General features: G+C 70.7%; 14 protein-coding genes. 10 read left to right on the top strand and 4 right to left on the bottom strand.

Going from position 1 to position 15013, the window contains the following annotated elements:
* The first annotated feature begins 1 nt into the window (after window position 1).
* The 9 genes from fdxA (at window position 2) to OO69_RS11885 (ending at window position 8903) form a co-directional block, all read left to right on the top strand.
* The gene (gene fdxA / locus OO69_RS11925) at window positions 2–322 is read left to right on the top strand and encodes a ferredoxin (protein WP_033280481.1); all 321 of its coding nucleotides are present in this window, start codon (window positions 2–4) and stop codon (window positions 320–322) included.
* A gap of 157 nt (window positions 323–479) precedes the next feature.
* Window positions 480–1814 (top strand): metal-dependent hydrolase family protein, encoded by a 1335-nt coding sequence (locus OO69_RS11920; RefSeq protein WP_234444412.1) that lies wholly within the window; start codon window positions 480–482, stop codon window positions 1812–1814.
* Window positions 1815–1827: 13 nt separating this feature from the next.
* A complete protein-coding gene (locus OO69_RS11915; RefSeq protein ID WP_033280479.1) occupies window positions 1828–2790 on the top strand; it encodes an ABC transporter permease in 963 nt (320 codons plus the stop codon).
* Window positions 2780–3661 carry an ABC transporter permease gene (locus tag OO69_RS11910; protein ID WP_033280478.1) on the top strand — a complete coding sequence of 294 codons (882 nt, stop codon included), beginning with the start codon at window positions 2780–2782 and terminating at the stop codon, window positions 3659–3661. The genes OO69_RS11915 and OO69_RS11910 overlap by 11 nt, the downstream gene beginning before the upstream one ends.
* A gap of 57 nt (window positions 3662–3718) precedes the next feature.
* Window positions 3719–5299, top strand: a complete 1581-nt coding sequence (locus OO69_RS11905; RefSeq protein ID WP_033280477.1) for an ABC transporter substrate-binding protein — start codon at window positions 3719–3721, stop codon at window positions 5297–5299.
* Window positions 5296–6333 (top strand): ABC transporter ATP-binding protein, encoded by a 1038-nt coding sequence (locus tag OO69_RS11900; protein ID WP_033280476.1) that lies wholly within the window; start codon window positions 5296–5298, stop codon window positions 6331–6333. The genes OO69_RS11905 and OO69_RS11900 overlap by 4 nt, the downstream gene beginning before the upstream one ends.
* Window positions 6326–7327: an ABC transporter ATP-binding protein gene (locus OO69_RS11895; protein WP_033280475.1), complete on the top strand. Its 1002-nt coding sequence runs from the start codon at window positions 6326–6328 to the stop codon at window positions 7325–7327. The genes OO69_RS11900 and OO69_RS11895 overlap by 8 nt, the downstream gene beginning before the upstream one ends.
* Window positions 7324–8118: an alpha/beta fold hydrolase gene (locus tag OO69_RS11890; RefSeq protein ID WP_033280474.1), complete on the top strand. Its 795-nt coding sequence runs from the start codon at window positions 7324–7326 to the stop codon at window positions 8116–8118. The genes OO69_RS11895 and OO69_RS11890 overlap by 4 nt, the downstream gene beginning before the upstream one ends.
* Complete coding sequence (locus OO69_RS11885; protein ID WP_033280473.1) at window positions 8115–8903, top strand: IclR family transcriptional regulator; 789 nt, start codon at window positions 8115–8117, stop codon at window positions 8901–8903. The genes OO69_RS11890 and OO69_RS11885 overlap by 4 nt, the downstream gene beginning before the upstream one ends.
* On the opposite strand, the gene OO69_RS11880 is transcribed toward OO69_RS11885, so the two are convergent.
* Together OO69_RS11880 and OO69_RS11875 are read right to left on the bottom strand one after the other, a co-directional pair.
* Window positions 8857–9654 carry an alpha/beta fold hydrolase gene (locus tag OO69_RS11880; RefSeq protein ID WP_033280472.1) on the bottom strand — a complete coding sequence of 266 codons (798 nt, stop codon included), beginning with the start codon at window positions 9652–9654 and terminating at the stop codon, window positions 8857–8859. The two genes, OO69_RS11885 and OO69_RS11880, sit on opposite strands and share 47 nt — an antisense overlap.
* Window positions 9655–9697: 43 nt before the next feature.
* Window positions 9698–10873, bottom strand: a complete 1176-nt coding sequence (locus OO69_RS11875) for an Lrp/AsnC family transcriptional regulator (protein ID WP_033280471.1) — start codon at window positions 10871–10873, stop codon at window positions 9698–9700.
* Window positions 10874–10956: 83 nt separating this feature from the next.
* Between OO69_RS11875 and OO69_RS11870 the strand changes: the two genes are divergently transcribed.
* A complete protein-coding gene (locus tag OO69_RS11870) occupies window positions 10957–12237 on the top strand; it encodes a metal-dependent hydrolase family protein (protein ID WP_078652383.1) in 1281 nt (426 codons plus the stop codon).
* Between the two features lie 5 nt (window positions 12238–12242).
* Here the strand turns inward: OO69_RS11870 and OO69_RS11865 are convergent, their stop codons facing one another.
* Window positions 12243–13313 carry an LLM class flavin-dependent oxidoreductase gene (locus OO69_RS11865; RefSeq protein WP_051800933.1) on the bottom strand — a complete coding sequence of 357 codons (1071 nt, stop codon included), beginning with the start codon at window positions 13311–13313 and terminating at the stop codon, window positions 12243–12245.
* Between the two features lie 137 nt (window positions 13314–13450).
* Entirely contained in the window at window positions 13451–14851 is a 1401-nt protein-coding gene (locus OO69_RS11860; RefSeq protein WP_051800932.1) for a cytochrome P450, read from the bottom strand.
* Window positions 14852–15013: the final 162 nt, after the last annotated feature.

Below are 15013 nucleotides of genomic sequence, written 5' to 3'. Positions count from 1 at the left end.
CATGGCCTACGTCATCGGATCGGCCTGCGTCGACATCATGGACCGGTCCTGCATGGAGGAGTGCCCGGTCGACTGCATCTACGAGGGCGAGCGCAAGCTCTACATCAACCCCGTGGAGTGCATCGACTGCGGCGCCTGCGAGACAGCCTGCCCCGAGCAGGCGATCACCGTCGACCGGCTCGCCGACCCGGAGTTCCGCGCCGACAACCGGCGCTTCTTCGAGGAGCCCCTGTCCGGCCGTACGGCACCGCTGGGCACCCCCGGCGGGGCGACCGCGCTGGGACCGGTGGGCGCCGACACGGCCTTCGTGAACGCGCTGTGATCTCCGGTGAGTGGCTCAAATCTGCGTTTCCAGGGGTGGCGCAATCCTGCGCGCCCCGCGGGAATTCCAAGCGAAAGCTGCACCGCAACACCGGCATATCCTCGCCCGCCCACACTCCTCCTTACCAGTTCCCACGGAGAGGAGTGAACACGGTCCTATGACGGAGCGAACAGTCCTGGCCGGAATGACGTTGATCGACGGCACCGGAGGTGCCGCACGGACGAACGCGACCGTGGTGATCGACGGCGCCGTGATCACCGAGGTGGGCGACGCGGACAGCGTGCCGACGACCCCGTCGGACACGGTGTACGACCTGCGGGGGACGACCCTGCTGCCCGGTCTCATCGACTGCCATGTGCACCTGCGGTCCAACGCGGGCGACCGGCCCCAGGACGTGCAGCTGTGGAACATGCTGACGTCGACCGAGGAGCAGACCCTGCATGCCGCGGCCAACGCCCGTGAGGCGCTGCGGTCCGGTTTCACCACGGTCCGGGACACGGCCGGTTCGCTGCCCGAGGTGGCGGTCAAGCACGTGATGGACGAGCACGTCCTCGACGGGGCGCGGGTCGTCGCGTCGGGGCTGGTCGGCATGACCGCAGGGCACGGCGACATGTTCTGCCCGGCGACCCTGGACGAGAAGCGGATGTGGCCGCCGGCCGACGGCGCGGACGAGTGCCGCAAGCGGGTCAGGGAGTACGCCCGCATGGGCGTGGACCTGATCAAGATCTGCACGAGCGGCGGCACGCTCTCCGTCGGCGACAAGACCTCGTGGCGCAACTACACGGACGCCGAGATCGACGCGATCGTCGACGAGGCGCACGCCCTGGACCTGCGGGTCGCGGCCCACGCGCACACCCGGGCCGGGATCACCGCCGCGCTGGTCGCCGGGGTGGACACGCTGGAGCACGGTTCCGACCTCGACGAGGATCTCGTCGAACTGATGCTGGAACAGGGCACGTTCCTGTGCCCGACGCTGTCGATCAGCGAGTTCATGACGGAGCACGGGCGCCAACGCGGCCTGGTCACCGAGCAGTTGGACAAGGCTGAGCTGCTCCGCGAGCGCCGGCTGATGTCCGTACGCCGTGCCTATCGGGCCGGGGTGCGGATCATCTCGGGCAGCGACTCCTCCAACACGATGCGGTTCGGCAATCACGCCCGTGAACTGGTGCTGCTGCACGAGCAGATCGGTATGACGCCGGCGGAGGTCCTGGTCGCGGCGACCTCCGCCGCCGCCGAGGCCCTCGGTCTCGGGGCCAGGACGGGCACAGTCGCCCCCGGCAGGTGGGCGGACCTGCTGCTGGTGGACGGTGACCCGCTCGCCGATCTGGGCGTGCTCACCGACCGGCGCCGGCTGCGCGCGGTGTTCCGCGAGGGCCGGGCGATCGACCCGAACGCGGCCGATGCCGTCCCCGGCGCGCTGGCCGCGCGCCTCCGTCCCTCCGAACCGACCCGTACGACGCCCCGGGCCTCGGCGCCGGCCGCCGCGATATAAGGGGAGAGATCCAGTGCTGCGTTATCTGTCGATCCGTGTGCTCCGCTCGCTCGCGGTGGTCCTCTGCCTCAGCGCCATCGTGTTCGCCCTGGCGCATCTGGTGCCCGGTGATCCGGCGGCCCTGATCGCCGGCGAGAACTCGACGCCCCAGCTGCGCGCCCAGATCACCCAGCAGCTGGGCCTCGACCAGCCCGTGTGGTCGCAGTACCTGAGCTGGATCGGGCACGCCGTCCGGGGCGACCTCGGCTCGTCCCTCCTGGACGGGCAGAGCGTCGGCGCGCAGGTCGCCGCCCGGCTCCCGGTGAGCCTCGAACTCGCCGTCTACGCCGCGGTGATCGCGGTCCTGTGGGGCATCCCGGCGGGCATCTGGTCGGCCATGCACCAGGGGCGCGCCAAGGACCGGCTGGTCAACAGCGCGGCGTTCATGGGGCTCGCCGTGCCGCCGTTCGTGGTCGGCACGGTGATGGTCCTCCTGGTCAGCACACTGGCACCAACCTGGCCGCTGTTCTCGTTCGTGCCGTTCTCCCAGGACCCGCTTCTCAACCTCCAGGTGCTGCTGCTCCCGGCGATCGCCCTGGGCATCCCGTTCGGTGCGACGCTCTGCCGCTACATGCGGGCCGCCGTCCTCGACGTCGAGGGCCAGGACTTCATGCGGACGGCGGCGGCGAAGGGCGCGGGGCGCCGGCGGCTGATGCTGCGGCACGCGCTGCGCAACGCGCTGGTGCCGGTGGTCACCGCCGGCGGTCTCCAGCTCGGGGTGCTGGTCGGCGGCACGGTCATCGTCGAGCAGGTCTTCGCCCTGCCCGGCCTGGGCTCGCTGATCGTCAACTCCATCACGCAGCACGACTTCACGGTGATCCAGGGCGCGATCCTCGCGCTGGGCGCCTCCTACGTGCTGATCAACCTGGTGACCGACCTGGTCTACCCCCTCATCGACCCCCGCATCCGGACGACTGGAGCCCGCCGTGACGGTTGAATCCACCGCGCCCGCCGTCACCGTGCCCGCGGCGCGCCGACTACGGAGGCCCCGCCTCGGCTGGAACGCGACCCTGACCACGGGTGTCTGCGTCCTCCTCGCGATCGTGGTGCTGTCCCTGCTCATCGGTGTCTTCGGCCGCTACTCGACGACGGACGTCAGCGACTCGCTGCTCACCGGCCCCTCGGGAAGTCACTGGCTGGGCACCGACAACCTCGGCCGCGACCTGTTCACCCGGACCTTCGGGGCAGCCCGCCAGTCCCTGATGGTGGCTTTCGGGGCGACCACGCTCGCCGCGCTGATCGGCATCCCGATCGGTCTCGTCGCGGGCTACAACGCCCGGCGGCTGGACGCGGTGCTGATGGCGGCGATGGACACCGCGATGTCAATTCCCTCCGTACTGCTGGCACTTGTGCTGGTGTCGGTCTTCAGCCCGGGGATGTGGGTCCTCATCGGGGGCATGGGTCTGATCTTCGTGCCGTACTTCGCGCGGATCGTGCGGGCTCCGGCGCTCACCGTGCGCGAGCGGGACTTCGTGTCGGCGGCGCGCATCGCGGGCGTACCGACCCCGGTGATCATCGGCCGCCATGTGCTGCCGAACGTGCTGTCCTCCGCGCTCGTCCAGTACGCCAACACGGCCGCGACCTGCGTCCTGGTCGAGGCGTCCCTGAGCTATCTGGGCCTCGGTATCCAGCCGCCGACGCCCAGTTGGGGCCGGATGATCTTCGAGGGCCAGCGCTACATGAAGGACGACCCGCTGCTGGTGATCGTCCCCGGCATCACCCTGGCCATCGCCACCGCGGCCTTCGGCCTCATCTCCGACGGCCTCCAGGAACAGCTCAACCCGCGCGGCAAGCGCCGCACGCCCTGAACAGGCTCCCGCACCACGTCACTTCACCCTCACGTTCTTGAGAAACAGGCGGTCCTGATGACGAACCACACCCTCTCCCGCAGAAACGCGCTGGCCCTCGGCGGCAGCACCCTGGCCGGCCTGATGCTGGCGGCCTGCGGCGGTACGGCCACCACGGCGAGCAAGACCTCCGGGAAACCGGTCAGCGGCGGCACCCTCACCATCGGGCTCGACGGGGAGCCCACGGTCGGCTTCGACCCGCAGGTGGCCCAGGCCTACTTCGACCAGCAGATCGTCGCGCAGTTCTACGAGGGCCTGCTGAGCCTGGACAGCAAGGGCCAGATCAAGCCCGGGCTGGCCAAGAGCTACCAGCAGGTGGACGCCACCACCTACCGGTTCACGCTCCGCGACGGGGTCACCTTCCACGACGGAACCAAGCTCACCACCGACGACGTCATCTTCAGCCTGGAGCGGCTGATGGATCCGGCGATCAAGTCGCCGTACACCCAGCAGTACAAGATCAAGACGGTGACCGCGCCGGACGCGAGCACGATCGAGATCAAGCTCAGCACCCCGCAGCCGTCGCTGTACAACTTCCTGGCCCGCCCGTGGAGCGGCGCCATCATGAGCAAGAAGTGGACGACGTCCCGCACCGGGAACCAGCTCAAGCAGTCGGAGAACGGCACCGGACCCTTCGCCCTGAAGAAGTGGTCGAAGGGCATCTCCATCGAGCTCTCCGGCCACAAGGGCTACTGGGACAAGCCGAAGCCGTACCTCGACACGGTGATCTACCGGCTCATCCCCGACGAGACCTCGCGCGTCGCCTCGCTGCGCTCCAACTCGGTGCAGCTGCTGTCCTTCCGCGATCTGCGCATGGTCAGCGACGTCAAGACCACGGCCGGTGTCACCGAGGCGAACGGGCCGATCGTCTCCAGTGTCTGGCTCAACATGAACACCCTCAGCGGACCGTTCGCCGACAAGCGGGTCCGGGAGGCGTTCAACCTCGCCATCGACCGCAAGACCCTGATCAAGACGCTGGGCAGCGGCTCCGCCACCTTCGGCTACGTCATCCCGCCGCAGGACCCGTACGGCGTTACGCCCACGGCCGCCGACCCGATGTACACGCAGAACCAGAGCAAGGCGATAGCCCTGCTCAAGGAGGCGGGCAAGAGCAAGGTCACCATCGAACTGCTCGCCCCCAGCGACCCGGCCTACGGCCCCGACATCTCCGCCATGGAGCTGATGAAGGCGCAGCTGTCCAAGGTGGGCATCACCCTCAACCTCAAGCTCGTGCCGTTCGCGAGTGTCGTACCGAAGGTGCTGGCCGGCGAGTACACCGACATGGTGATGATGACCAGCGTGCTCAACGCGGACCCGAGCCAGTACCTGGACCTGTGGTTCGCCAAGGGCAGCCCGGCGACCAAGGTCAAGGACCAGCACCTGTGGGACCTGATGGCCGCCGCGAAGGCCGAGCAGGACAACGCCAAGCGGATCACGCTCTACCACCAGCTCGCCCAGTACATCGCCGACGAGGCCTACCTCCTGGTGCCGTACGCCAAGGCCGTGCGCGGCGAGGCGTGGAGCGACAAGCTGCACGGCTACCAGCCGGACGCCACGGCGACCCGGCTCAACCTCAAGAACGCCTGGCTGTCCGCGTGAAAGCCGACACCTTGACGCCCGCCCGTGCCGCCACCGAGTCCGGCGGCGCGGGCCCGGTCCTCGACGTCTCCGGACTGCACATCGGATTCGGCGGCTCGGACGTCGTCTCCGGTGTGGATCTCCGCGTCGAACAGGGCGAGGTGGTGGGCCTGATCGGCGAGAGCGGCTGCGGCAAGTCCAGCGTCGCGCTCGCCGCCATGGGGCTGCTGGGCTCCGGCGCCGACGTCCGCGCCGACCGGCTGGAGGCGTGCGGCACGGATCTGCTGGGCAGCGCGCCGAAAGAGTTGGAGAACCTGCGCGGCGACCGCGTGGCCATGGTCTTCCAGGAGCCGATGACCTCGCTCAACCCGTGCATGCGGGTCGGCGCGCAGGTCGCCGAGGTGCTGCGCATCCACGGCAAGGCCGGCCGGAAGGAGGCCCAGGAGCGGGCGGTCGACCTGCTGCGCCTGGTGGAGATCCCCTCCCCGGAGCGCCGGGCCAAGCAGTTCCCGCACGAACTGTCCGGCGGCATGCGCCAGCGCGTCGTCATCGCCATCGCGATGGCGGGCAACCCGCGCCTGCTGCTGGCCGACGAACCGACGACCGCCCTCGACGTCACCGTGCAGGCCGAGATCCTGCGCCTGCTGCGCTCGCTCCAGGAGGAGCACAGCATGGGGATGCTGCTCATCTCGCACGACCTCGGGGTCATCACCGCCATGTGCAGCCGGGTGCAGGTGATGTACGCCGGTCAGGCGGTGGAGTCCGGCACGGTCGAGCAGGTGCTGAACGCGCCCCGGCATCCGTACACACGGGCGCTGCTCGCCGCGGTGCCCCGGATGCGGGAGGGCGACGGCACCCCGCTCACCGCGATCCGCGGCCAACTCACGGACGACGCCCGCAAGTTGCCCGGGTGCCGCTTCGCACCGCGCTGCCCGCTGGCCGCCGACGCCTGCGCCGAGCCCCAGCCGTTGCGGCCCGTCGGCGAAGGGTGGGTGTCGCGCTGCTGGCGTGACATCGAGGACGCCCCGACCGCAGCCGGAGGAGACGATGACTGAAGCACAGCTGGACAAGACCGCCGCGGACACCCAGGTGCCGCTGCTCGAACTCGCCGGTATAGGGCACGAGTTCGGACGCCGCCCGGGCCGTTCCGGTGTCCGGGCCGTGGACGACATCTCGCTGGCCCTGAACCCCGGTGAGACGGTCGGCCTGGTCGGCGAGTCCGGGTGCGGCAAGAGCACGCTCGGCCGGATCGCCACCAGGCTGTACCGGCCCACCCGGGGCGCCGTGCGCTTCGAGGGCAAGGACATGACGCACCAGCCGAAGAGCGCCGACCTCAAGGCGTTCCGGCGTGCGGTGCAGATGGTGTTCCAGGATCCCAACGGCTCGCTGAACCCCCGGCTGCCGGTGGGCGCGAGCATCGAGGAGCCGTTGCGTGCACGCGGGGTGCCGCGCACCGACCGGCGCGCCCGGTTGGCGGAAGTCCTGGAGGAGGTCGGGCTCGACGCGGCGGCGGCCGGCCGCTATCCGCACGAGTTCTCCGGCGGCCAGCGTCAACGCCTCGCGCTCGCACGGGCGTTGGCCCCGCAGCCGTCGGTGATCGTCCTCGACGAGCCGACGTCGGCGCTGGACGTCTCCATCCAGGCGCAGATCCTCAATCTGCTCCAGGAGATCCAACAGCGGGACCGCATCGCTTACTTGTTCATCTCGCACAACCTCGGTGTGGTCCGCCACCTCAGTCAGCGGGTCGCCGTGATGTACCTCGGGTCGATCGTCGAGATCGCCCCGGCGCGGCAGTTGTTCGAGGCTCCGCAGCACCCGTACTCCATGGCCCTGCTCTCGTCCGTCCTCGAACCCGGCGACGACACCGGGCCGGGCGAACAGATCGTCCTCAAGGGCGAGTTGCCCTCGCCGACCGACATTCCGACCGGCTGCCCCTTCTCCTCCCGCTGCTGGCTGGCCGACGACCGCTGCCGCAGCGAGCGCCCCGCACTCACAGAACAGACACCGGGCCATCTGACCGCGTGCCACAAACCAGGGGGTCACTCATGACGGACACACTGCACCGAGGCTATGTATCCAGCCCGTTCGGCCAGCTGCACTATGTCGAATGCGGCACGGGCGAACCGGTTCTGATGCTCCATCAGACACCGCGCTCCTGGACCGAGTACCTGGAGGTGCTCCCCCGCGTCGGAGCCACGCACCGGGCCATCGCCATGGACACCCTGGGTTTCGGCGCCTCCGCGAAACCCGACGGACCCCACACGATCGAGCGGTGGGCCGACGCGGCCGACTCGTTGATCGAGGAACTCGGCCTGGAGCGCTTCCATCTCGTCGGCCACCACACCGGCGGGGTGATCGCGGTGGAGCTCGCCGCACGCCACCAGAAGCGGGTCGCGAGTCTGTTCCTCTCCGCGACCCCCTTCATCGACGAGGAGAAGCGCCGCTCGGCCGGTCAGCGCAAGGCAGTCGACCATGTCGTACCGCAGCCGGACGGCTCTCATCTCCTCGAACTGTGGAACCACAGGCGGGAGTTCTACCAGCCCGGCGAGGAGGCCGCCCTCAACCGGTTCATGATCGACGCGCTGACCGTGCTGGACCGGGTCGAGGAAGGGCACGTCGCGGTACGCGGCTCGATGATGGACCAGCGGCTGCCTCTCGTCACCGCCCGCACCCTCGCCGTCTGCGCGTCCGGGGACCACTTCTCGATGCCAGGCCTCGAGAAGTTCGCCGAGGCGATCGGCTGCGAGACGCGGGTCATTCCCGGCGGACATGTCCCCGTACCGGAACAGCTTCCCGAGGAGTTCTCGCGGCACATCCTCGACTGGGTGGCGGCGGGATGACCACCGCCGGCGCGGTCCGGGAGTCCGGCGAGCGGCCCAACTCGGTGCTCGGCAAGGTGAGTCTGATCCTGTCGGCCTTCGGCGACGACGACTTCTCGCTGGGTCTCGCCGAGTTGAGGTCGCGCACCGGCATCGCGAAGGCCACCGTGCACCGGCTCTGCCAGGAGCTGGTGGCCACCGACTTCCTGGAGCGGGACGGCTGCAACTACCGCCTGGGCGTACGGCTTTACACGATGGGCCTGCGCTCGCCCCAGCAGCGCACTCTGCGCGAGGCGGCCAGGCCGGTGATCGAGAGCCTCGCGCAGAACCTGGACAACGCCGTGATCCTGGCGATCCCGCACGACTCCGAGCTGCTGTGCGTCGAGAACATCGGCACGCACCGCAATCAAGCCCGCTCCACCGCCGACGGCCGACGCCTGCAGCTGCACAGCACCGCCGCGGGCAAGCTCACCCTGGCGCTGCTCCCCGAGCAGTACCCGCTGGCGAGCGTCCTCCCGCTGGCGGTCCGCTGCACCCCGCACACGCTCGGCCCCGCCCAACTGCCCGGTGAACTCAAGCGTGTTCGGGAACAGGGCTACGCCGTCGAGGTCGAGGAGCGGCGCCTCGGCTACCTCGCCGTCGCGGTGCCCGTGCGCGGCGCGGGCGGCGCCTACCTGGGAGCGCTGTCGGTCATCGCGCCCACGGCGGGCAGCAGGATCACCCGGCTGCTCACCGCCCTCACCCAGGCATCGACGGTCATCACGACCCGACTCGCCCGGTACGACTCCCTCCGCGCTCCCCTCTAGCACCTGCCCCCGCACCGCTCTCGGCCAAGGCCGCCACGAACCCCTCGGGGTTGTCGCGCATCATGTGGTGGCCCGCGCCGGGGACGAGGACGACCGGGATGCCGGCCTGTCGTACGGCGGGCTCGTCCGCGTAGGGGCAGCTGCGGGTGCCGATGAGCATCACCCTCGGCTGGGGAAGGCCGTAGAAGAGGTCCGCCGTGCCCGGAGTCTTCCCGCGTACCAGGCTCACGGCGCTGCGGTGGAGGATCGCGGGGTCGGCCGTGCGGACGCGGGCCGCGTAGTCGGCATCCAGTGTCGACAGGACCGTGCGGAATCCGTGGCCGACGAAGTCCTCCTCGGACTGGGCCGCGATGGCCGCGCTGTACAGTCCGCCGCCCGCGCGCAAGTTGGGCTCGGCGACGACGAGCCGGGAGACCAGGTCGGGGCGGGTCGCGGCGAGGACGATCGCGATGGCGCCGCCCATCGAGTGGCCGACGAGGACTGCGTCCTTGATGCCCTCGTCGTCGAGGACGGCGGCGACCGTCTCGGCGTGCGCCTCCAGGGTGCCGGGGAAGTCCTTCGGGCGGTCGCTGAAGCCGTGGCCCAGGAGGTCGACGACGATCGCGCGTCCGCCGTGGAGAGCCGCGATTCCCGTGAAGTCGGCCGAGCCCGCGCAGCCCAGTCCGTGGAGGTACACGTGGGCGGGGCCGTCGCCCGGGAGGTCGAGCCAGCGGAGGTGGCCGCCGGCGCCGGGGAGGTACGTGGACCGCATCAGTGCTCCTCAACAGGCATCACGGCAAAGGCAGTTCGGGATGTCATCGCCACAGGCGCCTGTCGTCCGGTATGGCGAGGAGGCTGTCGGTGGGGAGGTGGGGTCCCTGGGGTTCGCGCAGCGGGACGACGCCGACGCAGCGGCCGTCGCGGTCCAGGATGCGGCCCATGTGCTTCACCGTGCGCAGGACCACCGAGCGGTCGTCGATCACCAGGCGTGGCAGTCGGCGCGAGAGATGCGCCTCGAAGGTGTGCACGTCGGCCAGTGCGCGCAGCCAGACGTCGATGACGAGGTTGTGCGGGCCCGCGGTGATCGCGCACGAGCGGACCTCCCGGATGCCCGACAGGACGCGGCTGGTCTCCTCCAGGTGCTGGGCGGGCACGGAGGCGAAGTACACCGCGGCCAGCGGCCAGCCGGACAGCCGCCGGGCGAGGTCGCAGCGCAGGCTCACGCGGGAGGCCAGCAGCGACTGGAGTCTGCGTCGGACGGTGGTGACACCGACGCCCGTGGCGGTCGCCAGGGCGCGGATCGACATCCGGCCGTCGGAGCTGAGGAGTTCGAGGATCTGCGCGTCCAGGGAGTCCCAGGGCGTGGTGGTCCCGGTGCCCGGGTCGGGCGGGATGTCGGAGGCGTGGCTCGCCTCGATGCGCGCGCACTGAGCCGCGTCCAGGCTGCGCAGGCGCCAGCGGCTGCCCTCGGTGGGGACGCCGGTGGAGACGTGGGTGCGGGTCGCGCGGACGCCGGGGGTCTGCTGGAAGAGCCGGGTGGTGAGGTGGGCGAGTTCGTCGAGGTCCCTGGTCTGTACGGCGGTCACGACGTCGCGGCCGCCGGCCGTGATCTTGACGTTGGCCACCGCGTGCTCGGCGGCGAGGGCGCGGGCCACGTCCTCCGCGACGCCGGGTTCGGTGTCGACCTCGACGATGCCCGTCACCACGATCCGGGAGTCCGACAGCCTCGGGTAGGCGGTCACCCAGGCGAGCCCCGCCTCCTCCAGCCGCTGCCAGCGCCGCGCGGCCGTCACCGGATTCACACCGAGGACATCGCCGATCAGGGTCCAGGGGGCCCGGGGGTGGATCTGCAGCGCGTGCACGACGCCGCGGTCCAGTTCGTCGAGATCCGCAGCAGCGAAATCCTGCGCCTCCTGGGACGGCGTATTCCTGCGCGCCCGACTGAAATCAGGATCGGAAGCTGCACCGTAGCGCGGGGTTATCTCGTCCATTGCAGACTCCCTTTCGCCTGTTCCTGATAGCGAGGTTCCCCGACACCGAGGTTCCTGATACCGAGGAGTGATTCGGCCCCACCATGACGGATGCCATGACGCAAGAGACCTTTCGGACCATGTTGCGCGTCGAGAACGCCCGCCTCGTCGACGGTACCGGTGCGCTCCCGGTGACCGACGCCGTCGTCGTCGCGGACGCGGAGGGAACGATCGCCTACGCCGGACCAGCGGCCACGGCTCCACCCGTGCCCGGTGACGGCTCCGCGGTCCGGATCATCGACGCCGGCGGCCGGACCGTGCTCCCTGGGTTCTTCGACTGCCACACCCACCTCGCGTACGCGCAGGGCTCGCCGCCCGGGCGGCGCGGCGAACTCGACCCGGTCCTGGTGACCTACGACACCGCGACCCGGCTGCGGCAGACCCTGGACGCGGGCATCACCACCGCGCGTGACCTGGGCGGACTGTCCACCGGGTTCCGTACGGCCGTGGAGACCGGGCGGATCGTCGGCCCCCGTCTGCACACCGCCGTACGGATCATCAGCCACACCGGCGGGCACGCCGACTTCCGGATGCTGGACGGCACCGACCTCAGCGGCGGCGAGATGGCCGAACTGGCCGACACCGTGGACGAGTCCCGGCTCGCCGTGCGCAAGGTGATCCGCGCGGGCGCCGACGTGGTCAAGATCTGCGCGTCCGGCGGCATGGCCAGCCCCTACGACCAGCCCGAGGACGAAGGGTTGATGGAGGAGGAGATCCGGGCCGTGGTGGACGAGTGCCGGCGGCACGGCGGCAAGCCGGTCGCCGCGCACGCGCAGGGCACCGCGGGCATCATCAACGCCATCCGCGGCGGCGTCACCAGCATCGAGCACGGCTACGGCCTGGACGAGCGGGCGCTGGACCTGGCGGGCGAGCGGGGCACGTTCGTCGTGCCGACGCTGTCCACGGTGTTCGCGGGCATCGACAAGGACCTGATGCCGGAGCACCACTACCAGAAGAAGGTCCGCTGGTCGGGCATCACCAAGGAGAACATCGCCCGCGCCATCGACCAGGGCGCCCGTATCGCGCTCGGCACCGACGCGGCGGTCTGCCCGCACGGCCAGAACCTGCTGGAGCTGCGCTTCCTCGTGGACCTGGGCATGGACCCGATGACCGCGATCGTCGCCGGCACCCGGGTCTCCGCCGAACTCCTGGGCCTGTCCGACCGGTTGGGCACGCTGACCGCGGGCAGGACCGCCGACCTGATCCTGTGCGACGGCGACCCGCTCGCGGACATCGGCGTGCTCGGCGATCCCGGCAACATCGTGTGTGTCGTCCAGGACGGCGTCGTACGCAAGGATCTGCTGCCGGCGGCGGGAACCCGCTGACGGTCTCATCCCCGGCGGAGGGCCGGCAGGACCGAGGCACCGACGCTCTCGATCAGGTCGGTCGGCAGGTCGTAGGAACCGACGTGCTGGAGGAAGACGTCAGTCACCCCCAACTCGCGGAGGGTGCGCAGGCGTTGGGTGATCTGTGCGGCCGTGCCGATCAGGCAGAACTCCTCGGCGAAGCGGACGGCCGCCTCGTCGCTGATCCAGGCCGAGCAGATGCCGACGGCCGCGTCCCAGTCCTCGGCGTGCACGAGGTCCGGGTAGACGCCCTCCACCGTCTCCGGGACGTCGACGTCGACGTCGATGCCGGCGAGGGCGAGGAAGGACGCGCCGCCGTTCTGGGCGATCGAGGCGCAGATCGGTTTGATCCGGCGGGCCTCGGTCTCGATGTCGTCGGTCACCGCGCAGAACGCGGACACGGTCACCGGGAGCATGTCGGCGTTCCGGCCCGCCGATTCCGCGCCTTCCCGGACCCGGGCGGTGGCGGCGGCCAGGGTGCGCGGGGAGACACCGCTGAGCAGGATGACGCCGTCGGCGATCTCCCCGGCGAGGCGCAGGTTGCGCGGCCCGCTCGCCGCCAGGTGCAGCGGCACGGTCGGCTGGGGGTCGCGCAGCCGGGAGCGGACCTTGCCCTCGAAGTCCCACTCGCGCCCGTCCAGCAGGGCCCTCAACATGCCGAGCCCTTCGCGCAGTTGGGCCGAGCCGGTCTGCCGCAGGCCGATGGGCGCGACGGAGCTGTTGCCCACGCCGAGGCCGAGGGTGAACCTGCCCGGCGCGAGTTCGGCGACGCTGCGCGCGGCCGACGCGACGACGGACGGGTGCCGGGTGGCGAGGTTGGTGACGGCGGTGCCGAGGCCGATGTGCTCGGTGGCGAAGGCGGCCGCGGTGAGCGTGGTGAACACATCCCGCCACAGCAACTGCGAGTCGGGGAACCACACTTGGTCGAAGCCGAGCTCCTCGGCCCGTCGTACGGACCGGGCCACCCGGTCCGCCCGGTCGCAGGGCGGGACGCGCACGCCGATCCGCAGCGGGCCCTCGTCCGTGTCCGTGTCGCTGTCGTGATGAACGCTCATGGCGACGACCCTAAGGACGGGTGAGGGGCCGCCAAACGTCAGCGGTCCGCTGAGCGAGCCGCCCGCGCGGTACGGCCGGAGGCCGATATGGGTGCCCGCGCCCGGGAGGGTCGCGGGCACTCCGGTCCCGGGCGTGACTACGCCGGGCCGGCCGGCCGTAGGAACGCCATGGTCATCGTGTCGGGCTTGACGGTGACGACGGCCTGGGCGCGGGGCGGGCGTGAGGTGAGTTCGAGGCGGGGCCAGGTCCGCAGGACGGTCGCGAGGATGATCTGGAGTTCGGCCCAGGCGAAGTTCTCGCCGATGCACTTGCGGCGGCCGTCGCCGAAGGCGAGGAAGGAGCCGCGCGTGGCCGGGGCGCGCTCGGGTGTCCAGCGGTCCGGGTCGAAGGTGTCGGGGTCGGGGAAGTGGTCCGGGTCGTGCTGGTGCAGATAGGGGCTCCAGATCACGTCGGCGCCCCCGGGGATGCGGTGGCCGCCGAGGTCGACGTCACGGGCGGCGGTTCTGGTTACCATCCAGGCCGGCCCGTATTTCCGGATGGCCTCCTGCAACACCCGGCGGGAGTAAGGGAGTTGGTCGAGGTCCTCGGGGCGCAGGGGCCGGTCGCCGCACACCGACTCCAGTTCCTCGCGGAGCCGTCGCTCGATGCCGGGGCTCCGGGTGATCTCGTAGAGCGTCCAGGCCAGCGTGGTGCCGGTGGTCTCGATCGCTCCGGTCAGCAAGGTGATGGCCTCGTCCTGGAGCTGCTGTCGGCCCAGCGAGTCCTCCGCCGCGAGCAGGGTGGCGAAGAGGCCGGACGGGGCGCCCGCGTGCGGGCAGCCCGTCGCCTGGGCGGACTCGGTGTCACCGGTGCCGTGGTGGTCGATGGCCTGGTCGATCAGCGCGCGCAGCCGGGCGACCCGTTCGGCGTGGGCGCGGTTCATGGGCAGTGGCAGGCGGGTCACCCAGGCCGGGAGGATGGTCTGCCGAATCGTTCCTTCCATGATGGCCGGCATGAGGGCGGTGAACTCCCCCGCCAGTTGCCCCGGCAAATCGGTGCCGAAGAGGGCCACCAGGAACGCGGCCAGGGTGATGGCGTTCATGTCCGCGTACACATCGCGGGGCTGCCCCGCGGGCCAGGCGGCGACGAGCGCCCCTACCCGGTCGATCATGGCGTCGCCGCGTTCGGCGATGTGGGCCTTGTTGAACATCGGCTGCATCAGCCGCCGGTTGCGCAGATGCGTGTCCCCGTCGGCGACGGTGGCCAGCCCGTCGCCGAAGAAGACCCGCAGCGCGTCGATGATCTTCCCGCCCTTGGTGAAGTCCGCGGCGTCGGTCACCAGGACCCGCCGGGTCAGGGCGGGGTCGGTGACCACGTAGGCGGGGGTGGGTCCGATGCGTATGCGGACGACACCGCCGTGCTCACGCAGCGAGGTGATGAACGGCAGCGGGTCACGGGCCAGCCGGTGGCCGTGTCCGATCAGCGGCAGGCCGCCGGGGGCGGTCGGGGCGGGCACGGGAGCGGGGGCGTCGGCGGATGAGGCGGCGGGGGCGCTCAACTGATCTCCTCATGGGCAGGCAACCACAAACGCCCGTATCACTGCCCAAGATCACCTTCCGGAATGCAATCCGGAAGTGATCCCTCCGTCACACTCCGAAGTTCCTCACCCGCGCCGCACGCCCTTGGTCCCGTGCTCCGGATTCAACGACGGCATCGCTTA

This window comes from Streptomyces sp. NRRL F-525 (assembly GCF_000716605.1).
Classification (GTDB): Bacteria; Actinomycetota; Actinomycetes; order Streptomycetales; family Streptomycetaceae; genus Streptomyces.
This window is presented reverse-complemented; position numbering and strand designations above follow the sequence as displayed.